Origin of the sequence: Hyphomonas sp. GM-8P (assembly GCF_003263315.1) — a bacterium.
Classification (GTDB): domain Bacteria; phylum Pseudomonadota; class Alphaproteobacteria; order Caulobacterales; family Hyphomonadaceae; genus Hyphomonas.
Genome location: NZ_AWFE01000056.1, coordinates 78666 through 99023 on the forward strand (window position 1 = coordinate 78666; position 20358 = coordinate 99023).

The window sequence follows — 20358 nt, forward strand, 5'->3', positions numbered from 1 at the left end:
GCTCCTTTTTCTCTGAGGCGATCTTCCGGAATGTCGCGCGCGGGCTCAACGGTAAACTAGCGGCTTTCTCTGCTGGAAGCGTATGCCGGCGCGGGCGAGGCGGGCGTGCTGGGCGGGGCCAGCGAGCTCATAGGTCCGCTCCCGAAGGAATTCCATCAGGCCGCGGCGCTTGCCGGCGGCGGCGAGGTCGTCCGGCGACAGCGTCTGCCCGATCTCGACGCGCAGCGACTTGCCCATGCGGCGGCGGACTTCACGGAAGACGAGCGCGAGGCGCAGCTCCAGCGAGAGATGGCTCGCCATCTGGAACAGGCGGGAATTCTGGCCATCGAAAAAGACGGGCGTCACCGAGGCATTTCCATGGGTGATCAGTTTTGCCGTGAAAGGCTTCCACTCATCGTCCACGGCGGTGCGGTCGAACGGGCGCGGCGTGGTGGAGACGCCGCCCGAGGGAAAGACGATGACGCAGCCGCCCGCCTTGATGTGGTCCAGCGCGGCCTTGCGCATGGCGACGTTGGCAGCCATCGCCTCGCGCGTGCCGGAGAAGTCGACGCGGAGCAGATAGTCCCGCGCCTCTGGTACGCCATCGAGCGCGGAGTTTGTCAGCACCCGGAAATCCGGCCGCTGCAGGCTCACCAGCCAGCAGATGATCAGCCCGTCCAGCACGCCGAAAGGATGGTTCGCAACAACGACCAGCGGGCCCTCTTTCGGGATTTCGGCAAGGCGCGAGGCGGAGAACTGGACGTCGAGGTCCAGCAAGCGGATCGCGGCTTCGAAGAAGGGCACGTCATTGGCGAGGTGCTCGCGGTAATGCTGGTAAAGTTTCTTCAGGCGCGGCTGGCCAGAGAAACGTTCCACCACACGCACCAGACGGCGCTTCACCGGGTCCTCGAAATAGGATGCGTAGGAAAGTTCCGGTGAAGGCGCTTCGGCGGGAATCATCGCCTAGTCCTACGCCGTCATACCAGTTCCGAAAAGCGGAGAAGATAGCCGTCCGGATCCTGCACCACGCATTGGCGCACGCGGATCGGTTCATCATCCCGCAGATAGGTCTTTTCTTCGAGATCCATGACCAGCGGCGCACCGGCAGCGAGCGCCGCCTCCCGCAAGGCGGCAGCATCGGCGACTTCGATCTGGAAGTTGACGCCCCGGCCATAGGGAGGTTCAAGCGGCCCGGCGAGCCAGACCCTGCCGACAGGCTCTTCCAGCATCAGCTCTGCCCCATTCCGTTCGATATAGGCGAAGCGTTCTCCGGAGCGCTGATAGACAATGTGGAAGCCCAGGACGCCGCAATAAAAGTCCAGGCTGCGATCGAGGTCTCTGACATAGAGTTCAGGGACAAGCGCGGCTGCCATATCTCACGCCTTCCCGATCTCGGCGAGGTCATAGGGCGTGGACTGATAGACCTGGTTCACCCAGTTGCCGAACAGGAGGTGGGCATGGCTGCGCCAGCGGTTCAGCGGCTTGCGGGTGGGGTCGTCGTCCGGGAAGTAGTTGAACGGGATGGCGATATCGCTGCCGGCGGCGAGGTCGCGTTCATACTCTTCCTTGAGAGAGAAGCTGTCATACTCAACATGGTTGAACATGAAGACGCTGCGGCTGGGGGCGTGCTCCAGCAGGCTCGGCCCGGTGGCCGGGCAGTCGACCAGCAGGTCCAGCTCCGGGCGGGCGGCGACGTCCTCGGCATGCACTTCCGTCCATCGGGAAACCGGGATCAGGAAGTCGTCGGAGAAGCCGTTCAGATAAGGTGAGGCCGGGGCGAGATTGCGCTGGCGGTAGATGCCGAAGGCCTTCTTGGCCAGCTGGTATTTCGGCAGTTTGTGGAAGTGCCAGGCCGCAGCCATCGCGCCCCAGCAGATGAACAGGTTCGAATGCACATTCGTCCGTGTCCAGTCGAAAATCTGTTTCAGCTCGCCCCAATAGGTGACGTCTTCGAAGTCCAGCTGCTCGACCGGCGCGCCGGTAACGATGAAGCCGTCGAACTTGCGGTCGGCCACCTGCTCCCAGGTTTCATAGAAGCTGATCAGATGGTCTGCAGAGGTATTCTTCGGCGTGTGATTGCCGATGCGGATCAGCGACAGTTCGATCTGCAGGGGTGAGGCGCCCAGCAGGCGGGCGATCTGCGTCTCCGTGCGGACCTTGTTCGGCATCAGGTTCAGGAGGCCGATCTGCAGCGGGCGGATGTCCTGCCGTGCCGCCTCTGACGCGCGCATCACCGCCACGCCTTCTTTGAGAAGCGTGTCACGGGCAGGCAGGGCGTCAGGAATCTTGATCGGCACAGAAGTTACTCTCACTTGGATCGGCCAGCTTAGGACTTGAAAACAAGGGAGAAAAGGGTTCGCGGAACGGGTCTTATTTCCTGCGCGCGGCCCTTTTAGCGACTTGTTTTACGTGGCTGCAAGCCGGCCGGCCAAATCACCACGATTAAGCGCATTTAGCCCCGGACCGCATGCGGGGCAAGGCCTGCATTGCGCTTGTGAGGCAGGCATGGTCTACATGCGCCCCGTGACATCCATCCTCCTGATCAATGGCCACCAGCCTTTCCCGACCTCGCCGGGCAAGCTGAACCAGGCCTTTTGCGACCGCGCGCAGACGCACTTCGAGGCAGACGGCGCGACCGTCCGGCAGGTGCGCACGGCAGAGCCGTGGGACCTGGAGCGTGAAGTCGAAAACCAGCTCTGGGCTGACCTGATCTTCCTGCAATTCCCGCTGAATTCAATGGGCCTGCCCTGGTCGCTGAAGCGGTATCTCGATGAGGTCTATACGGCCGGTATGGACGGGCGCCTTGCCCGCGGCGACGGACGCACGCGGAAAGACCCTTCACAGCAGTATGGCTCCGGCGGAAAACTTGAAGGCAAACGCTACATGTTGTCGGTCACGCTGAATGCGCCCCGTGCGGCATTCAATGATCCGACCCAGCCCCTGTTCGCCGGCCGAAGCCTCGATGAACTGCTGGCCCCGGTGCACATCAATTTCGCTTTCTTCGCCTTGTCGCCCCTGCCGACTTTTGCGGCGCACGATGTCAGCAAGGCCCCGCAGATCGCGGCGGACTTCGACCGGTTCGATGCGCACCTGAAAGCACATGCTTCAGATTTCGGAAGTTAGAGTCCCAGCCCCGCGGATGCACAAGATGCGGCAGGCCCAGACATAGAGCAGCCTGCCTGTCTTCTCTCCAGCCGGTCAGGGGGCAAGAGGCCGATTATCATTGGTCTTTCCATCCACGCGCGGCAGCCCTAACGTTGCTTCATCCGCCGGGCAACATGGCGGTTTGGGAGGAAAACATGACGCAGGCTGCAACCGGTCTGCCGGACGTCAATACCGTCGGCCTGTCTGCACCGTTTCGGTGGCTGGCTGGCGGATGGTCGGATTTCCGGAAATCCTTGGGACCGAGTCTTACCTACGGGGCGATCCTTGTCGCGGCGAGCGTCGGCCTGACAGCTGCGCTCTACCAGGCCGGGGCAATCCGGTTCCTTTTCGTGGTGGCGGCCGGCTTCATGCTGGTGGCCCCCATCCTGGCCATGGGTCTGTACCAGACCGGTCGGACACTGGAGCGCGGCGAACGCCCGCGGATGGGCGATATCCTGTTCGTGCGCTCGGCCCTTCGGCAGGACCTGTTCGTCCTCGGCTTCGCACTGTTCCTGGTCTATTCGGTCTGGGTGGAGATGGCGCACCTGGTCTATGGGCTGTCAACGCACAAGTTCCACAAGACGCTGCCGGCACTCGTGGATTTCATGCTGTTCGATCCGGAAGGCCACAACATGGTAATGACCGGCACGATCATCGGTGGTGTCATCGCCTTTCTCGCTTTCTCCCTGATCGTGGTTTCGGCGCCCATGCTGCTGAACACGGAGGCGAACGTGTTCGTCGCAACGCTCACCAGCCTGCGCTCGGTAGCAAGGAATTTTCTGCCGATGCTGCTCTGGGGCATCATCATCGTGGCACTGACTGTATTGGGCATCGCGACAGGCTTTGTCGGCCTGATCGTCACTTTCCCGGTGATCGGCCTCGCCAGCTGGCGGGCATACCGGGACCTTGTCCCATCCTCCGCCGGGGATCTCGCCGCAGCCGGCTAACCCAATGGGTGCACCAGGCGGGGCAATTGGCGGCCCGGGATGGAGGCGGACTCCGCCGTGCCGCTGCGGACGGCGCCGAGGCCTTCGTAGAAGGCGGCGGCGTCGGGGTCTGAGTCGATCAGAAGGTTCTTCGCGCCATTGTCCCGCGCGACGCGGCAGGCCCAGACATAGAGCAGCTTGCCTGTCCCCTCGCCCAGCCGGTCGGGTTCCACGAACAGCTTTTCCAGCACGGCGTCGTCGCCCTGTTTCGAGAGCTGCACGAGGCCCGCGATGCCGCGCTTGTCCTCGGCCAGCATGATGGCGTCTTCGGCAAGGTCTTCTGGCGTGACGGTCAGCTCCCTTTCGAAGGCCTTCAGCATGTCGCCGGAATAGCCCCAATGCGCCTTTGACCGCAGGCAAAGACCGGACAGGGCGGCGAGTTCATCGGGTTTGGGTTCGCGCAGAATCATGGGGCCAATCTAACGTAATTGTGTTCTGACGCTAGGCGAGGGCTTGCCGGACGGCCCGTTCCCGCCTTCTCTGCCCTGGAGGAGGAAACAAATATGAGCGCAAAGCCTGTCCACACCCGCATCACCGAAATGCTGGGCATCGAGAAACCCATCATCCAGGCCGCCATGGGCTGGATTGCCCGGTCGCATTTGTCCTCCGCCGTATCGAATGCCGGGGGCATGGGCATCATCGAAACCTCCTCCGGGGATCTCGATGCCGTGCGCGAAGAGATCAAGAAGATGAAAACGCTGACGGAAAAGCCGTTCGGCGTGAACGTTGCGCAGGCCTTTGTCCGCGATCCGGACATCGTCCAGTTCGTGATCGACCAGGGCATCAAGTTCGTCACCACGTCTGCGGGCGACCCGATGAAATATACCGGCATGCTGAAAGAGGCCGGCCTGACCGTGTTTCACGTCGTGCCGTCGCTGCAGGGCGCGATGCGCGCCATCGAGGCAGGCGTGGACGGGCTGATCGTGGAAGGCGGCGAAGGCGGCGGCTTCAAGAATCCGAAGGATGTCGCTTCCATGGTGCTGATCCCGCAGGTCTGCGAGGCGGTAGACGTGCCGGTGGTCGCCGCCGGCGGCATCATGGACGGGCGGACGATGGCGGCAGCCTTCTGCCTCGGCGCCGAAGGCGTGCTGATGGGCACGCGCATCCTGTCATCGGCTGAAAGCCCGGTGCACCAGAACTGGAAGGACGCGATTGTGGACGCCGATTCCACCGACACGGTGTTCCTCAACCGCTCGGGCCCCGGCCCGGCCCTGCGCGCGCTGCGCACGGAACGGACGAGCCGCATCCAGAAGGAAGGTGTGGAGAATATTTTCGGGGAATTTGCGGGAACGCAGGACGTGTATTTCGGCGGGAACCTTGAGGCAGGGATCGCCCTGACCGGTCAGGTCGCCGGGCGCATCAAGGAGGTGAAGCCCATCGCGCAGATCTTCGAGGAGACGATTGCGGAATACCACCGCGTCGTAGACGCCCTGCCCCGCTGACGGGGCGAGTGCCTACGGGGCCTGCAGGTCGCTGACCCAGTGGATCTCCGGATCCTCCAGTGAATGCATACCCTTCAGCTCAAAGACGTTCCTGTAGCCATAGCCGTAGAGATTGATGAAGGTCGGCACATTTAGGGCCAGCGGCGCACTCTTCAGCATGACGGGAGCGATATCGTCTTCGAAATTGTTGTTGCAGTAGATCAGGATGCGTGTGTCCTTTGACGGGATCACGGCGGCGAGTTTCTCTTCGGTGAAGTCGGAGAAATTCACATTGATCGCGCCTTCGATATGTCCCATCGCATAGGCTTCGGCGCTGCGCGAATCGAGGATGATCGTGTCCGGTTCATCCTTCATCTCGTTGAACTCAACGAGCGGGACGAGGTGCAGCTGGCGATAGGCCGCAACTTCTTCGGAGACGCCAAGGAAGCCGTCATAATCGATGAAGGAGTCTCTTTCCTGCGCATTCGCCGCAAGGCCGCAACCAATGAAGGCCGCAATGGTCAGGAGGCCGATGACTGTGTTCCGCTTCACGCCCATGACGTGTCTCCCAGTTCCTGTTCTGTGAACCATCGCTCGCAATTGAGGCAGGAAAATGGGCATGACAGGCCCCTTGTGGGGAGTTTGGATTGCTTCAGGCCCGCGGATGGGCTGCCGCATGCACCTCGCGCAGGCGGCTGGCATCGACACCGGTATAGACCTGTGTGGTCGAGAGGGATGCGTGACCAAGCAGCGTCTGGATCGCGCGGAGGTCTGCCCCAGCGGCGAGGAGATGCGTGGCGAAGGCATGGCGCAAGGCGTGCGGGGTCGCCGTGTCCGGCAGGCCCAGCAGGCCGCGCAGACGCTGCACAAGGCCCTGGATCAGGCGCGGGTTGAGTGCGCCGCCTTTCGCGCCCCGGAACAGGGGTTGCGTCCGCGTCAGGGCATAGGGGCATTGCTCCGCATAGGCATCGATTGCCTGCCGCACCGCCGGAATCAGCGGTACGATCCGCACCTTGCCGCCCTTGCCTGTGATGCGCAGGCGTTCAGGCGCGGGTACGTCCGCACCGGTCAGGCTGAGCGCCTCGGAGATACGCAGGCCGGCTCCGTACAGCAGCGACAGCACGGCCGCATCGCGCGCATTGATCCAGGGCGCAACATCCGGATCGTCGGCCGCCTCGTCGATCATGTCTTTTGCCGCCTCAGCCGAGACAGGTCGCGGCAGGCGCTTCGGGCGTTTGGGGCCCTGCAAATAGGCGACTTCCGCATTCTCGATGTCGAACGCCCGGTTCAGCCAGCGGTACAGCGCCTTGATGGAAGAGAGCAGCCGGGCCACCGAAGCATCCGACAGGCCGTCGCGGCGGCGCTGGGCGATATGGGCACGGATATCGCGCGCTTTCAGCTCCCCCAGCAGCTTCGGAGTCGGCTCTTCTCCCATGTGATGGCGCAGGAAATTGAAGAATTCCGCCAGATCAGAGCGGTAGGCGTCCACCGTCTTGGCCGCCATGCGGCGCTCATGGGCGAGATAATCGACAAAGGCAGGTAGCGTTTCCATCCGGCAATCATTGCAGAGGCCGCTTAACCATGCGTTTCATTGCAGCTGGTCCGGAACTTGCTTTGCCTCCCCGATCTAATGAATGAGGCGGAAACGATGCGTTATCTCGGAATTGACCTTGCCCGGTCAGTAGCAATCTTCTTCGTGATGATGGGCCATGCGATGGCCGCAGCGCGGATTGGACACGGTATTCCCGGAATCGATGCGCTCCGCATCTTCCTTTCCATCTCCGCACCGGTGTTCTTCTGCCTGTTCGGAACGATGCTTCAGCTGGTCTATACCCGCAAATACGCCTCCGGCCTTGAAACGGAAACGACCCAGCGCCTGTGGACCCGCGCCCTTCAGTGCTGGATCCTTTACGCCTTTACCTGCGCCGTTTTCTGCCTGGCGAACGGTTATTCTCTGGCTTACTTCGTCCGCTGCAGCCTGTTCATGGGCGACACCCCTTATACCGACATTCTGCGCTTCTACGCCGCCCAGCTGTTCCTGGCACCGCTGCTGGTACGGACCAGCGCCCGCATCGGCCTCTGGCCGCTTGTCCTGACGGTCGCGGTCATTCACGCATCCTTCCCTTTCATCTCACAACTCGGACCGATTGGCACTTTCCCGGGCGCCGAAAGCATTTCGTCCTTCGTCTATGGCGGTAACCTGTTCACGCACACCGGCCCTTCGGTGATCCACGGACTGGGCTTTGTTGTCGCCGGCATGGTCATCGGCAAAGTCATGCAGGCTCGCCCTGGAAAAGAAGCCCTTCTGTCGGGCCCGGGCTGGCGTGTGCGCACCGCCTATGTGGCTCTGGCTCTGGTTTGCCTCGGCTGGATGGTGTTTGCCGGCTACAACATGGCAGATCCGCAAACCCGGACCTTCCTGCGTAATGCCAATCACCCGCTTTACCTGCTGACGGGTGTGGCTGCGACGGTCCTGTTTATCGACGTGTTCGGCATAATCCGCAGCATTGCGAAGACGGCCCGGGACTCCATCTGGATGATCTTCGGCCGCACCAGCCTGTTCACCTTCGCCTATGGCAATGCCTATCTCTACATCGTGGCGCTGAAGGGCGACACGCCAGGACCTGCCTTCACACAGTTCTTCGTCTCGATGGTCGTCATCCTGCTGATGTCTTATGGCTACTCCCGGTTCCGGGACATGAAGGCCCTGAAATCAGACCATTGGATGGCGCGTACCTACCGTTGGATTGTTGATGACAGCACTCCGCAAATTGTGCGGTTCCTGACCGGGCCGATCCTGCATCACGATACAAAGTCCAGCCAGCTGCCGACGATGGGGCGCTAGGGCGGGTTGCCCTCCCAGTCGACAATCCAGTCTTCCGGGTCCTCGTCAAAGACCGTGTCTTCCGACACGGTCCGGCCCCGGACGGAATTGCCGGTTGTGTGGACACGGTTGCGGTCCCCGCAGACGAGGTAGTGCCAGTCCGGCAAATCCTTGCCTTCCAGCACGAGGCGGTAGGCACAGGTCTGCGGCATCCATTTGATCTCGGCCACATTCTGCGGGGTCAGGATCACGCAATCCTCGACGATCTTCTTGCGATTCTCATAGTCGATGCAGGCACAGGCCTGCCCGTCGAGCAGCCTGCAATGCAGCTTCGTATAGGCGATCTCGCCTGTGTCCTCGTCCTCCAGTTTCAGCAGGCAGCATTTGGCGCAGCCGTCGCAGAGCGATTCCCACTCCTCGCGTGACATCTGATCCAGCGTTTTCTGTTTCCAGAACGGTTCGCTCATGCCTGCGCGGCCGACCATTGCGGCGTTTTCTCGATCAGTGCCGTGGCGAACCAGCAGCTGGATGAGACTGTCTCGCCGCTGGCGATGATATCGGCCATGGCCGCCTCGACGAGCCGCTTGCCGAGACCCCGGCCGCCCAGCGGGCCAGGCACGATCGTGTGCGTGATGTGCACATGGCCGGCGCGGGGGCGCTCATAGGTGAGATAGGCTTCGATGCCATTCTCGAAAAATGAGTAGCGCATCATGTTTTGGTCGTGGGTGATCTCGCTCATGCCAGAACGTCCTGCCATTCCTTGTGTTTCTCGATCTGCGCCTTCGCAAAGGGGCAGAGGGGGATGATTTTCAGGCCCGCCGCCCGGGCGTCTTCCACCGCGCGCTGCACCAGTGCCACGCCGACACCGCGCCCGCCAAGCGCTTTCGGCACCCCCGTATGGTCGATGATGATGCGGGACGTGCCGGCCTTGGAATAGGTCATTTCAGCTTCATGGCCGTCCACGACAGTGACATAGCGCCCGCCGGTTTTGCCGTCTTCCTTCCGGATATCGAAGGCTTCCATGACTGTCTCCTGCTCTGCCTCCCCTATCTGGGCGGCGGAAACCTTCCACGCAAGCGAAAGCCGCCCGGGATCTCCGGACGGCTTGCTGAAAACCGGATTGGCTTACGAAACCTTTTTCACGGCATCCTTCGCATCGCCGACTTTATCGCGGACTTCGCCTTCGGCCTTGTCCATCTTGCCTTTCATTTCGAGGCTTTTGTCGCCGACGGCCTTACCGGCAGCTTCCTTGAGCGTACCTTCAGCCTTCTTGGTGGCGCTTTTCACATGTTCCTTATCCATTGTGCGTCTCCTTTCGTCTGCCGCATTTGTGCGGTCACTCAATCAACGTGCGAGGGCGGGAAAAGGTCCGAGATTCTTTCAGACAGCGGGAAAGACCTGCGCCGCCCTCTTCTCAATGCGCGCGCGCGAGGCTAGGCCAGCGGTCGATGACCCGCCTGCTGACTCAGCCCGAAATCGACTGGAAGGACGACGGTACGCCGGTCGCCCGGGCAGCCGGCGATGTCTATTTCACCGCCGGGGACGGATTGGGTGAAACGCGCGCCGTTTTCCTCGCCGGCTGCAGTCTGCCAGAGGCCTGGAGCGGGCGGGAAACTTTCACAATCGCCGAAACCGGTTTCGGAACCGGGCTGAACTTCCTCGCAGCGTGGGATCTCTGGCGCGAAACCCGGCCCTCCCCGACCGCATTCCTGCATTTTGTCAGCTATGAGGGCTTCCCGCTGGCTCGCGAGGACGCTGCACGGGCCCTGTCTGCCTGGCCGGAGCTGGCGGACCTGTCGGAGCGGCTGATTGCGGTCTGGCCGGGTCCTGTACGCGGCGTCCGCCACTTCATCTGGCCGGAAGACGGCGTGACGCTTACCCTCCACCTCGCTGATATCTCTGAGTCTTTGCCGGACAGCATTTACCATGCCGATGCCTGGTTTCTCGACGGGTTCAGCCCGGCGAAGAATGAGGCGATGTGGGCGCCAGACCTGTTCAAATGGATAAGTGAACGCAGCGTACCGGGTACACCGGCCGCAACTTTCACGGTCGCAGGCGCCGTGCGCCGCGGGTTGGCCGAGGCCGGCTTTTCCGTGGCCAAAGCACCCGGTCATGGCCGCAAAAGAGAGCGCTTGGAAGCCCGTCTTGCGACGCCGCCCAGCCCAGAGCCCGATGTTTACGGCCTCAGCCGTCCCCTGCCCCGCACAAACCGCGTCGCCATTCTCGGCGCCGGCATCGCCGGGGCAAGCGCGGCCCATGCGCTGGCGCAACTCGGAGCAGACCCGGTGATTTTTGACCCCGAAGACGGCCCGGCCAGCGGCGGCAGCGGCAATCCGATGGGCCTCGTCATGCCCCGGCTCGATGCCGGTGACACGGCGCAGGCCCGGCTGCTGGTCGATGCCTACCTCGCCGCGCGGCACATGTATGCCGGACGGCCGGGTGTCACGGAAACGGACGTCCGGCAGGTTCCGAAAGATGACGCAGAAACTGCCCGGTTCGAAAAATTGCTGGCCGACCCACCCTTGCCGCTGGAAGACTTGGAAGCGCTTTCCGGCGGCGGCGTCCTCCACAAGCGCGCCCTGATCGTGGAGCCGGCAAAACTCATCCCTTCCCTGCTCGAGGGCGTTGAACAACACTATGGCGCCGCACCGGAGGTCGATCTGGCGGCCCGGACCGTGAATGGCGCCGCGTTCGATGCGATCATCCTCGCCAATGGCATGGCAGTGGGCGGCATGCTGCCGTGGCTGGGCCTTGAGGCGCGCATGGGCCAGGTCGATTTCACCGAAGGCCCTGCCGATGTGCCGCCGTTTGCCATGGCAAGCGGCACCTATGCCCTTGCGCTCGGCCCGAAACGGCTCTGGGGCGCGACCTTCGACAAGGTTGCGCCGGATACGTTGCCCTTCACGTCAGATGCTGCGCGTGAGGAGAATTTGAAAGGCGTCGAAACGCTCTCTCCCTATTGGATCCGGGATACCGCAAACGCAGATATCGTCTCACGCGCCAGCCTGCGGGCGACCACTTCGGACCGCCTGCCACTGATCGGCGCAGTGCCCGATCACGATGCCTTCCTCGAAACCTTCGCCGGAATGCGGAAGGGGCGCCCGGCTGATGCGGACGCCCCTTTACTGGAACGTGTTTTCATTTCGTCAGGCTTTGGCGCCCGCGGGTTCACCTGGGGGCCTTGGGCCGGGTCTGTGCTCGCCGCCCGCCTCTGCGGCGCACCTGCCCCGGCCAGCCGGTCCGCACTGGAAGCGATTGCCCCGACGCGGCTGCTGCTGCGGGCGTTAAAGCGAGGTCGCACCTAGCGCATCGGCCGTGCGGATAACCGCCAGGCGCAGGCCGCCATCTTCATGCGGGGTGAAAGACAATTCCAGCCCCGCCATTTCGAAGGCCATATGGCCTTGCATCATTGAAAACCCGACCATGGCCACCACGACAATCAGTGTAATCGCGAAAATCAGCCAGTTGCTGGTCAGATAGGTCCCCTTACTCATTGTTCCGTTCCTTTACCGGAGTCTGTCAGTTAGTATTTCCGCCGTTATTTATTTTTGTACGGATCAGTTATTGCCCTGTTCGAGGTCACGGAATTCCTTGCGCAGGCGCCACTCATCCGAGGTGACCTTGCGCTCGATATTCCGAAGACGTTCGTCCATGTCCATGAAGGTGTATTTGAGATTGCCAAAGGTGACGCGCGGCCGGTCTGAAACGTTGCGCCAGAAAGCGTCTTCATCAGGAGAGACCGACGCCAGACCAAAAGGGCGGCGCGGCGTGATCATCCAGATGGTGACGTACGCGATCAGGGCGAGCGGCCCCATCACGAAGAAGAAGGCAAGCACGGCCAGGACGCGGACCAGGACAGGTTCCCAGCCGAAGCGTTCGGCAAGGCCGCCGCAAACACCGGCGATGACCTTGTCTTCGCGGGAGCGGTAAAAGCGCTTGGGATTGGGGGAGCCATAAATCCGGTCTTCGCCGTGAACGGCATCGCGGTATGGGCGGGAGTGGCGGGACATCTATTTATTCCTCAGTCGTCAAAAGTGGGGCGGGAGCGGCGGGGCGGCGAACGGTGTTCCTCCGCCTCCCCTGCTTCGAGCAGGCGTTCGAGCGTTTCGATCCGGCGCTCCATCGCTTTGGCGGAGCGCCAGAGATCTTCCATCATCCGCTCATCGTCCGGCATCAGGGTTTTCTGTTTCCGCCACTGGGTAATGTAGTGGAACATGACGGCGGGAAAGCCGATGAAAATGATGCTGACGATGGCAATGGCGAATACTTCTTCGGGCATCAGGCGGCCTCATTTTTCTTGGCGCGGCGGTCTTCAAGTTCCATGGCCACCAGGCCAGGCGTGCAAACCACCGTCAGGAAGCCGGCGAGGCAGGCGAGCGAAAACAGCATGTGATCAGCCCTCCGACTTCTTGGCGGACGACTTGGAACGCTTCGCCTTCAGGGCGGCGAGTTCCTTCTCGATGCTTTCGTCCTGCTCAAGGGCAGCGAACTGGGCTTCGAGCGTCGGCTCCGAGCCGCGGATCTGGTCGGCATAGGCTTCCATCTCGTCGACCTTGCGCTCGATATTGCCATAGCGGGCAAGCGCTTCGTCGACCCGGCCGTCATAGACCTGGCTGCGCATGCGGATCCGCTGTTCGGCAGCTTCGCGGCGCATCATCAGGGCACGATGCTTTGCCTTGGCTTCGTCGAGCTTGGCCTGAAGTTTCGCCAGGTCGTCCTGGCGCTTTTCGAAGGCTTCCTCGGCAGCGGCCATCGCGTTCTTGCGGCGGTCGATTTCGGCTTCGGCCTTCTGCTTGGCGATCAGGGCGCCGCGGGCAAGGTCTTCACGGCCCTTGTCAATGGCGAGCTCGGCCTTGTTGGCCCAGTCGTCACGCACGGTGGTGAAGTGGGCGACGTCACGTTCCATTTCCTTCTTGTCGGCCATGGCACGGGCAGCCGCGGTGCGGACCTCGACCAGCGTGTCTTCCATTTCCTGAATGATCAGGCGCGCGATTTTTTCGGGGTTCTCGGCATTGTCGAGCATCGAGTTGATGTTCGAGTTGATGATGTCACCGAGGCGGGAGAACAGACCCATTGTGGTGTCCTTTCGTGTCAGGGGAGGATTAGAAGAAGAAACCGCCGAGGAAGACGCCCGCGGCAAAGAACATCCAGGTCTCTGCGGAACGGGTCGACAGCCACCGGCCAAAACGGCCTGTGTCCGATCGGGCTTCTGAGCGGGTGTAACGGTCTTCCATGTTTTGTTTCGTCCTTCTGGTTTCGAGCAACGCCCGTCGCTCTGAGCTCTTCCCACATTTCAAGGACCGTGCCAGACCAAAATTAATTTTGTAACTTCTTGTTTTTAATAGATAAAAAAGTTTTCCGGGCCTTAACACGCAATACATTTTAGCGATTTCTACTAATTTTTTAGTCGATTAATTATTCCTTTTTGGCTATTTTGACGAAATGATTGATCAGAATACACAGCTGATCGGGGAGTCCCCGGCCTGGCTCAGTGCGCAGGAGCATGTCTCCCGCGTTGCACCGCTGGAGCGCCCAATTCTCATCATCGGAGAACGTGGCACCGGTAAGGAGCTGATCGGCGAACGCCTTCACTTCCTGTCGAAGCGGTGGGAAGGCCCCTTTATCAAGGTGAACTGCGCCGCCCTTTCGGAAACGCTGCTCGACAGTGAATTGTTCGGGCATGAGCGCGGTGCGTTCACGGGCGCGACCGAGCAGCGCAAGGGCCGGTTCGAACTCGCAGATGGCGGGACGATCTTCCTCGATGAGATCGCCACGGCGTCCCAGCAGGTGCAGGAAAAATTGCTGCGCGTGGTCGAGTATGGCGAATTCCAGCGCCTTGGCGGCTCACGCGTGCTGACAACCAATGTGCGCATCATTGCCGCCACGAATGCCGACCTGCCCGCCATGGCAGAGGCTGGCGAGTTCCGGTCTGACCTGCTCGACCGCCTGGCCTTCGACGTGATTACGCTGCCCCCGCTGCGCGCCCGGCGCGGCGATGCCAGTCTGCTGGCGGACTTCTTTGCCCGCCGGATGGCGATTGAAATGGGTCAGGATTTTCCAGGCTTCGCGCCGTCCGCCATTGCCGCGATCGAAGCGCATGACTGGCCGGGCAATGTGCGCGAGTTGCGAAACTTCGCCCAACGGCTGACCCATCGCTCCATGGTCATGACACCGGGAGAGCCGGTCGTGTTCGACCCCGCAGCGCTGGATCCGTTCGAATCCCCCTGGCGGCCACAAAAATCACCTGGAAAGCCGGTTCCAGCGCCAAAATCCCCCTCCCTGCAGGTGAGCGATCCCGGCAGGATCGACCCATCGGTCACAGCCGACTTCCAGGCGCAGGTCGCAGCCTTTGAAATGCGGTTGATCGATGAGGCGCTCAGTTGGGCGAAGGGACATCAGGGCCAGGCTGCCGATGCACTGGGTCTGACCTATCACCAGTTCCGCGGTCTCCTGAAAAAGCACGACTACGGAAAAAAGCCCGGCAAACCGAAAGACGATGAGGAAGGCACGCCCCTCAGCGGCACCCCCCGCCCGGCAATGTAAGCGTCAGCCGCCGCAGATCTGCCTGACCGCGCCGATCAGCTGTTCGTAATTGATCGGCTTGGTCATCACCATGTGATGTGGATACCGTTCCCGAAGGTGGAACGTGTCATTGCCTGACAGGAAGATAAAAGGCTTGCCTTCGCTTTCCAGCCGCTGGGCAATAGGGAGTGATGTCGATCCGCTGATATTCATGTCCAGGATCGCCGCGCAGACCTGCGTTTTGTCCAGCGCGGCCATTGCATCTTCTACACTGGCAACCGGATCGAGGACCTTGTAGCCCGCCTCCTGCAGGCGCATCTGCACATCCAGTGCAATCAGGAACTCATCTTCAACGAGGAGAATTACACCCTCATCACAACTCATGATTGCCCCCTCCTGCGGAACCTGAACTCGGCCCAAAGGCCTTCCGGGCGGTATTCAATCTTCGCCTGCCCGCCGAGCGCATGAGACAGGCTTTGCTCAATCAGCACACTGCCGAAACCCCGGCGCTTCGGCGACTCCACAGGCGGCCCCCCCGTCTCCACCCAGGTCAACTCTGCGTCTGCAATCGACGGATCGGAGCCGCGCCGCCATCGGATATCGAGGCGCCCCTCGTCTGTCGACAGAGCGCCATACTTTGCCGCGTTGGTCGCCAGTTCGTGCAGGATGAGGCCGAATGTGTGCGCCGCTTCTGGCCCAAGCATCAATGGGGGCCCGGACATCGTCACCTGCTGATCGACGCCGCCCTGGGAATACGGCAGCACCTGATCACGCACGAGCTGGGAAATATCGGCGTCGCTCCGCGTCGAACTGATCAGCAGGTCATGGCATTTGGAAATCGCCATAAGCCGGCCGACGAACGTCTCCCGGAAGGAGTCCAGATCGGACGCTTCACGCAGCGAGTGCGAGGCAATGGTCTGAACGGTTGCCAGAGAGTTTTTCACCCGATGGCTGAGTTCCCCCACCAACATCTCCCGATGCTGCTCGGCCTTCTTGCGGTCGGAAATATCGAATCCGGAGGCAACAACATTTGTCACGACGCCAACTTCATCCACGACTGGTGCGAGCAGGTTTGCGACTGCAATACGCTCATCCCCCAAAACCCGAACAGTGGTGTCATGAAGAACGCGCTCTCCCTTGGCCGCCCTCAGGACACACCGGCGCAGCTCCTCGCGGGCATCGGCATCATGGGACCACCAATAGGTATCCCAGAAATGTTTCCCGACAACATCAGACGCGTCGAGGTTCGCGGTGGCCAGCGCCGCGGCGTTGACGTCGAGGATGATGCCATCCGGTGTCAGCAGCGTGACAAAAGAGATCAGGCTGTTCAGGATGGCGCGGGCGCGCGCCTCTTGCTCCCGCAGCTTGGCTTCGGACTCCTTCTGCTTTGAAATATCCGTATACGATATGGCGACACCATCATCGACCTTGGCCGCAGTGACACTGTACCAGACGCCACTGGTACGTTCAAACGGATAGAAGAATTCTCCGCGCCAGGCTTCGCCCCCCTCAACAACATCGATAAAGTGTCTGAACGCACCTATATTTTTCAGTCGAGGCGCCCCCTTCAACATGGTCAATTTCGAAAGATCTTCCAATTCCAGACCGGACAAGCGCACAGCCGCTGGGTTGGCATAGACAAACTGGAAATCCGTTATCCTGCCGGAAGCATCCCGAATGCTGCTGAAAATTACAAAGCCATCCGGCGTCGTTTGGTGGAACGCGCGGAGACGAGCTTCGCTTTCCCTCAGTTTCAGTTCTGCATTCTTGCGGTCCGTAATGTCAGAGTAGGTTACGGCGACGCCATTCTCGATCCTGACTGCAGCTATCCGGAGCCAGAGACCATCATTGGTAATCGGGAAGAACATTTCCGTATCCAATGGCTCGCCTGTCTCCACCAGACTGGCGTAAGCATCGAACAGAGGACGCCGCATATCCGGCGGCGCACCGGTCAGCATGGTCCGCCCGACAAGTTTCTGACCGGCAAGATTGATGATCGCCGCCGCCGCAGGATTTTCATACACACAAACGAAATCAGCGATATTGTTCTGATCGTCGTAAACACATCGGAACATCACGAAGCCGTCAGGCGTCGTCTGCTGGGCCGCCCGGAAGCGTTCCTCGCTTTCGCGAAGCCGGATCTCGGCTTCCTTGGCATCGCTGACATCAGAAAATGCGACCGCGAATCCATCCTCGACTTTGACAATCGAATAGCGGAACCAGCGTATAGCGCCGCTCCGGAACGGGATTTTCAACTCTCCCTGAGCTGTCTCCCCTGTTTCCACCACATCGCGATACAAGTCGAACAGACCAAGCTGTACGCTGTTGGCATCCCGCTCGAGCATCTTGTAGCCAGGGATTTCTTCAGGTTCGATGGACAGGATTTTCTGGGCCGCCGGATTCCCGTATTCACAATAAAAGTCTTCGATCGCCCCGTCTTCGTTCCGGATACTGCTGAAAATCATGAAGCCGTCCGGCATGGTCTGCTGGACCGCTCTGAAACGCGCCTCGCTTTTCCGCAGCTCCGCTTCTGACTTCTTCTCCGTGCTGACATCCGAAAACGTGACCGCAAACCCGTCATCGACTTTCACGATCGAATAGCGGAACCATTTGGAGGTGCCGTCCATGAATGGAAACTTGAGCTCACCCTGTGCCGTTCGCCCCGTATTCACGACACTGCAGTAGATGTCGAACAATCCGACATCGATGTTCAAGGGATTCCGCACCAACATCCGGTGACCGGGCATGTCTTTGGGGTCTATCGACAGAAGCTCGCTGGAAGCAGGGTTTCCATATTCACACGCAAAATCCTCGATCTGACCGCTTTCGTTCCGGACGCTTTTGAAAATCATGAAACCGTCCGGCATGGTTTGCTGAACCGCCCCAAAGCGCGCTTCGCTTGCCGTCAGTTCCTGGCGCATTTGCTTTTTCTCGGTGATGTCCTCGATCACCGAGATCATGTAATCGACACTGCCCGCCTTGTTGCGCACACAGGCGACGGTAAGGTTGGCCCAGACAATGCTGCCATCCTTGTGGACATAACGCTTCTCAATCTGCATCGAGCTGCGCTTGCCGGCGAACATTTCCTGCATCTGACTGACGCCCAGTGGAAGGTCTTCCGGATAGGTCAGAGACTGAAAATTGCACTGCATCAGCTCAGCTTCCGAATAGCCGAGGATTTCGCAGACTTTACGGTTTACATGTATCCAGGTTCCATCCGGAGCAACCTGGGCCATCCCGATGGCGGCATTCTCGAATGTGGCGCGGAAACGCTCTTCACTCTGATGAAGTGCGTCATCCTTGCGTTTCTCGCTGGTGATGTCCTCGATCACCGAGATGAAATAGTCGACTTCCCCGGCTTCATTACGGACACAGCCCACGGTGAGCTTTGCCCAGACCAGGCTGCCATCCTTGTGGAAGTAGCGCTTGTCCATAGAATAGGTATCGCGCTTGCCGTCGATGGTCTCCTGCAGGAGGCCGAGATCGATATTGAGATCGTCCGGATGGGTAATGTCCTGGAAGGTGAGCTTCATCAACTCATGGGGTTTGTACCCGACAATGTCGCAAACCCGCTGGTTCACTCTCAGCCAGGACCCATCCGTCCCGACGAGCGCCATCCCGACGGCTGCATTTTCAAATGTCGCACGGAAACGCGCTTCGCTCTCGGCGAGCGCCTAGGACGCATTATGCTTCTCCGTGACGTCGCTGATGATCGCGACAAAATGCTCAACCCGGCCATCCGCGTCACGCGCACAGCCCACAGTGAGGATTGCCCAGACGATGCTGCCATCCTTGTGGACATAGCGCTTGTTCATCTGGAAGGAGCGCCGCTTCCCAGCGAGCATCTCCCGGAACAGCATGATCTGCAGCTCGAGATCATCGGCATCGGTGACGGCATCGGTGTGCATGCCGGCGAGTTCTTCCGGCTTGTAACCCAGCATTTCGGCGAAACGCAGATTGCACCGCAGGATCGTGCCGTCAGAATCGATGTGGGCAATGCCGACCGCGCCATATGCCAACGGGTTCGTCATTCCTTCTTCATCGAGAGGAGGAAGGGACGAGTCATCGATCCGCTGGGCGGTGGACCTGTTCATGAACGATCACACTTTATTCGAATTGCTTAGCCCGCCACGAATGAGTCATTGGTTAAATGGTGAGATGTCCCGGCGCACCTGTCAAATCGGGAAATTTTCCGGGGCATGCACACCTGAGACGCGAATTGACGGTTTGTAACGCCGCACCCTCTTTTTGCCCGCCCAAGTCTCGCCCATCTCTTCAGTAGGAGTCGCGTCGTGCGATTTTCTGCGCCATAATGGCGAGCCATAAAGAAGGAGACCGCTCGTGCAGATACAGATTACTGGCAAGCATATGGATCTCGGTGAAGCTCTTCGGGGCCGGATCGAAACGGGGCTGGAGGCGGCGGTCAGTAAGTATTTCAATCGAACTGGCGATGCCCGCGTTTTCGTATCCCAGCAGGGCCCGTTCGTGGAAGTGGACTGCAACGTCCACCTGCCCTCGGGCATCATTCTGCAATCGACCGGCAAGGCGGGCGACCCCTATGCGGCGCTGGAAGACAGCCTGGACAAGATGGAAAAGCGCGTGCGCCGCTACAAGCGCCGCCTGAAAGACCATCATGCAGGCAACACCACCATGCCCGTCGAACCGGCGGCGGAGTCTGTTATCCAGGTAAATGCATACGATGCCGAAACGGATGAAGAGCTCCCGGAGGCTTCTGACGACGCCCCGCTGACCGTCGCCGAAACCGCTGTTCACATTCGGACAATGAGCGTTTCCGAGGCAGTAATGCAGCTGGAACTGCAGGAAGTTCCGGCACTCATGTTCAGAAATGCTGGCCATGGACGCCTGAATATGGTGTACCGCCGCCCGGACGGGCACATTGGTTGGGTGGATCCAGCAGACGCCTCCAGAAACTGAGGCGGCCAACGGAAGCGAGTTACATGGCGACCGATCTGAGTTCCCTGCTTGAAGGCGGGGTTATCCTGCCGTCGTTTGACGCGACGAGCCGCAAACAGGCGATACACGCTCTGGCAGAAGGCCTGGCCGAGGCGACCGGCCTTGGCGCACGCCAGATCGAGGACGCCGTGATGGAACGCGAACGGCTGGGCTCAACCGGCGTTGGGGAGGGCGTTGCCATCCCGCATGCGCGCATTGAGGGCCTCGAGAAGCCGGTGGGCGGTTTCCTGCGGCTTGACCATGGCGTTGATTTCGAGGCCATCGACGAGCGACCCTGCGACCTGATCTTCATGCTGCTGGCGCCCAAATCAGCTGGTGCGGACCACCTCCGCGCCCTGGCCCAGGTCTCCCGCGTCTTCCGCCAGGGCGCCGTACGCGACGCCTTGCGCGCTGCGCACACCGAAGAAGACGTGCGCGCTGTGGTCTGCCGGGAAGCCGCCGAGCCTTCGGTCTGACCCGGCCAGGCACCTGAACCAGAAACCCGCCGGTCCAATCGGCGGGGTTTTTT

Annotated in this window: 26 protein-coding genes, 1 pseudogene and 1 riboswitch; of the genes and pseudogenes, 8 read left to right on the forward strand and 19 right to left on the reverse strand. The window is 60.8% G+C overall.

Annotated features, from left to right (window positions below; all coding sequences use genetic code 11):
- Positions 1 to 45: 45 nt before the first annotated feature.
- Genes HY26_RS04570 through metA form a run of 3 tightly spaced genes read right to left on the reverse strand, consistent with a single transcriptional unit; the run spans position 46 to position 2276 of the window.
- The gene (locus HY26_RS04570) at positions 46 to 939 is read right to left on the reverse strand and encodes a lysophospholipid acyltransferase family protein (RefSeq protein WP_051599514.1); all 894 of its coding nucleotides are present in this window, start codon (positions 937 to 939) and stop codon (positions 46 to 48) included.
- 17 nt (positions 940 to 956) lie between these two features.
- Complete coding sequence (locus tag HY26_RS04575) at positions 957 to 1352, reverse strand: VOC family protein (RefSeq protein ID WP_112073033.1); 396 nt, start codon at positions 1350 to 1352, stop codon at positions 957 to 959.
- Positions 1353 to 1355: 3 nt separating this feature from the next.
- Positions 1356 to 2276, reverse strand: coding sequence for a homoserine O-succinyltransferase (gene metA, locus HY26_RS04580; RefSeq protein ID WP_034761466.1), 921 nt, complete (start codon positions 2274 to 2276; stop codon positions 1356 to 1358).
- 74 nt (positions 2277 to 2350) lie between these two features.
- Positions 2351 to 2429, reverse strand: a riboswitch (SAM riboswitch).
- Between the two features lie 55 nt (positions 2430 to 2484).
- On the opposite strand from metA, the gene HY26_RS04585 reads away from it, so the two are divergent.
- Together HY26_RS04585 and HY26_RS04590 are read left to right on the forward strand one after the other, a co-directional pair.
- Entirely contained in the window at positions 2485 to 3102 is a 618-nt protein-coding gene (locus HY26_RS04585) for an NAD(P)H-dependent oxidoreductase (RefSeq protein ID WP_233351538.1), read from the forward strand.
- A gap of 176 nt (positions 3103 to 3278) precedes the next feature.
- Complete coding sequence (locus HY26_RS04590) at positions 3279 to 4070, forward strand: DUF2189 domain-containing protein (RefSeq protein WP_112073034.1); 792 nt, start codon at positions 3279 to 3281, stop codon at positions 4068 to 4070.
- On the opposite strand, the gene HY26_RS04595 is transcribed toward HY26_RS04590, so the two are convergent.
- Positions 4067 to 4519, reverse strand: coding sequence for a GNAT family N-acetyltransferase (locus HY26_RS04595; RefSeq protein WP_034761462.1), 453 nt, complete (start codon positions 4517 to 4519; stop codon positions 4067 to 4069). The genes HY26_RS04590 and HY26_RS04595 overlap by 4 nt on opposite strands.
- Positions 4520 to 4612: 93 nt before the next feature.
- On the opposite strand from HY26_RS04595, the gene HY26_RS04600 reads away from it, so the two are divergent.
- Entirely contained in the window at positions 4613 to 5551 is a 939-nt protein-coding gene (locus HY26_RS04600) for a nitronate monooxygenase family protein (RefSeq protein ID WP_112073035.1), read from the forward strand.
- Between the two features lie 12 nt (positions 5552 to 5563).
- On the opposite strand, the gene HY26_RS04605 is transcribed toward HY26_RS04600, so the two are convergent.
- Together HY26_RS04605 and HY26_RS04610 are read right to left on the reverse strand one after the other, a co-directional pair.
- A complete protein-coding gene (locus HY26_RS04605) occupies positions 5564 to 6088 on the reverse strand; it encodes a rhodanese-like domain-containing protein (RefSeq protein WP_158531420.1) in 525 nt (174 codons plus the stop codon).
- Positions 6089 to 6182: 94 nt separating this feature from the next.
- Positions 6183 to 7082: a tyrosine recombinase XerC gene (locus tag HY26_RS04610; RefSeq protein ID WP_112073037.1), complete on the reverse strand. Its 900-nt coding sequence runs from the start codon at positions 7080 to 7082 to the stop codon at positions 6183 to 6185.
- A 78-nt stretch (positions 7083 to 7160) separates the two neighbouring features.
- Here HY26_RS04610 and HY26_RS04615 point away from each other — a divergent pair, with 78 nt between their 5' ends.
- The gene (locus HY26_RS04615; RefSeq protein ID WP_112073038.1) at positions 7161 to 8375 is read left to right on the forward strand and encodes an acyltransferase family protein; all 1215 of its coding nucleotides are present in this window, start codon (positions 7161 to 7163) and stop codon (positions 8373 to 8375) included.
- On the opposite strand, the gene HY26_RS04620 is transcribed toward HY26_RS04615, so the two are convergent.
- The 4 genes from HY26_RS04620 to HY26_RS04635 form a co-directional block, all read right to left on the reverse strand.
- Positions 8372 to 8821, reverse strand: coding sequence for a YcgN family cysteine cluster protein (locus tag HY26_RS04620; protein WP_034762356.1), 450 nt, complete (start codon positions 8819 to 8821; stop codon positions 8372 to 8374). The two genes, HY26_RS04615 and HY26_RS04620, sit on opposite strands and share 4 nt — an antisense overlap.
- Positions 8818 to 9093 carry a GNAT family N-acetyltransferase gene (locus HY26_RS04625; protein WP_034761454.1) on the reverse strand — a complete coding sequence of 92 codons (276 nt, stop codon included), beginning with the start codon at positions 9091 to 9093 and terminating at the stop codon, positions 8818 to 8820. The genes HY26_RS04620 and HY26_RS04625 overlap by 4 nt, the downstream gene beginning before the upstream one ends.
- Positions 9090 to 9377, reverse strand: a complete 288-nt coding sequence (locus tag HY26_RS04630; RefSeq protein ID WP_034761451.1) for a GNAT family N-acetyltransferase — start codon at positions 9375 to 9377, stop codon at positions 9090 to 9092. The genes HY26_RS04625 and HY26_RS04630 overlap by 4 nt, the downstream gene beginning before the upstream one ends.
- Before the next feature lie 102 nt (positions 9378 to 9479).
- Entirely contained in the window at positions 9480 to 9656 is a 177-nt protein-coding gene (locus HY26_RS04635) for a CsbD family protein (protein ID WP_065382698.1), read from the reverse strand.
- Positions 9657 to 9802: 146 nt separating this feature from the next.
- Here HY26_RS04635 and mnmD point away from each other — a divergent pair, with 146 nt between their 5' ends.
- The gene (gene mnmD / locus HY26_RS04640) at positions 9803 to 11659 is read left to right on the forward strand and encodes a tRNA (5-methylaminomethyl-2-thiouridine)(34)-methyltransferase MnmD (RefSeq protein ID WP_112073039.1); all 1857 of its coding nucleotides are present in this window, start codon (positions 9803 to 9805) and stop codon (positions 11657 to 11659) included.
- On the opposite strand, the gene HY26_RS04645 is transcribed toward mnmD, so the two are convergent.
- The 5 genes from HY26_RS04645 to HY26_RS19340 all read right to left on the reverse strand — a co-directional run bounded on the left by HY26_RS04645 (position 11639) and on the right by HY26_RS19340 (position 13588).
- Positions 11639 to 11848 carry a hypothetical protein gene (locus tag HY26_RS04645; protein WP_034761447.1) on the reverse strand — a complete coding sequence of 70 codons (210 nt, stop codon included), beginning with the start codon at positions 11846 to 11848 and terminating at the stop codon, positions 11639 to 11641. The two genes, mnmD and HY26_RS04645, sit on opposite strands and share 21 nt — an antisense overlap.
- Positions 11849 to 11911: 63 nt before the next feature.
- Positions 11912 to 12364 carry an envelope stress response membrane protein PspC gene (gene pspC / locus HY26_RS04650; RefSeq protein WP_051599512.1) on the reverse strand — a complete coding sequence of 151 codons (453 nt, stop codon included), beginning with the start codon at positions 12362 to 12364 and terminating at the stop codon, positions 11912 to 11914.
- An 11-nt stretch (positions 12365 to 12375) separates the two neighbouring features.
- Positions 12376 to 12633 carry an envelope stress response membrane protein PspB gene (gene pspB, locus HY26_RS04655; protein ID WP_034761446.1) on the reverse strand — a complete coding sequence of 86 codons (258 nt, stop codon included), beginning with the start codon at positions 12631 to 12633 and terminating at the stop codon, positions 12376 to 12378.
- Between the two features lie 114 nt (positions 12634 to 12747).
- Positions 12748 to 13428, reverse strand: a complete 681-nt coding sequence (gene pspA / locus HY26_RS04660) for a phage shock protein PspA (protein WP_034761444.1) — start codon at positions 13426 to 13428, stop codon at positions 12748 to 12750.
- A gap of 28 nt (positions 13429 to 13456) precedes the next feature.
- A complete protein-coding gene (locus HY26_RS19340) occupies positions 13457 to 13588 on the reverse strand; it encodes a hypothetical protein (RefSeq protein ID WP_255342720.1) in 132 nt (43 codons plus the stop codon).
- Positions 13589 to 13796: 208 nt separating this feature from the next.
- Here HY26_RS19340 and pspF point away from each other — a divergent pair, with 208 nt between their 5' ends.
- Positions 13797 to 14897, forward strand: a complete 1101-nt coding sequence (gene pspF / locus HY26_RS04665; RefSeq protein WP_112073040.1) for a phage shock protein operon transcriptional activator — start codon at positions 13797 to 13799, stop codon at positions 14895 to 14897.
- A gap of 3 nt (positions 14898 to 14900) precedes the next feature.
- Here pspF and HY26_RS04670 read toward each other — a convergent pair whose 3' ends face one another.
- The 4 genes and pseudogenes from HY26_RS04670 to HY26_RS04680 form a co-directional block, all read right to left on the reverse strand.
- Entirely contained in the window at positions 14901 to 15260 is a 360-nt protein-coding gene (locus HY26_RS04670; protein WP_034761443.1) for a response regulator, read from the reverse strand.
- The gene (locus tag HY26_RS19345; protein ID WP_370453436.1) at positions 15257 to 17797 is read right to left on the reverse strand and encodes a PAS domain S-box protein; all 2541 of its coding nucleotides are present in this window, start codon (positions 17795 to 17797) and stop codon (positions 15257 to 15259) included. The genes HY26_RS04670 and HY26_RS19345 overlap by 4 nt, the downstream gene beginning before the upstream one ends.
- A pseudogene (locus tag HY26_RS19350) lies at positions 17795 to 18532 on the reverse strand (PAS domain-containing protein); the annotation flags it as partial. The pseudogene HY26_RS19350 and the gene HY26_RS19345, both read right to left, overlap by 3 nt.
- An 18-nt stretch (positions 18533 to 18550) precedes the next feature.
- A complete protein-coding gene (locus tag HY26_RS04680) occupies positions 18551 to 18970 on the reverse strand; it encodes a PAS domain S-box protein (protein ID WP_112073042.1) in 420 nt (139 codons plus the stop codon).
- A 247-nt stretch (positions 18971 to 19217) separates the two neighbouring features.
- Between HY26_RS04680 and hpf the strand changes: the two genes are divergently transcribed.
- Positions 19218 to 19811 (forward strand): ribosome hibernation-promoting factor, HPF/YfiA family, encoded by a 594-nt coding sequence (gene hpf, locus HY26_RS04685; RefSeq protein ID WP_034761439.1) that lies wholly within the window; start codon positions 19218 to 19220, stop codon positions 19809 to 19811.
- 23 nt (positions 19812 to 19834) lie between these two features.
- Positions 19835 to 20305, forward strand: coding sequence for a PTS sugar transporter subunit IIA (locus HY26_RS04690; RefSeq protein WP_034761436.1), 471 nt, complete (start codon positions 19835 to 19837; stop codon positions 20303 to 20305).
- The last annotated feature ends 53 nt before the right edge of the window (positions 20306 to 20358 follow it).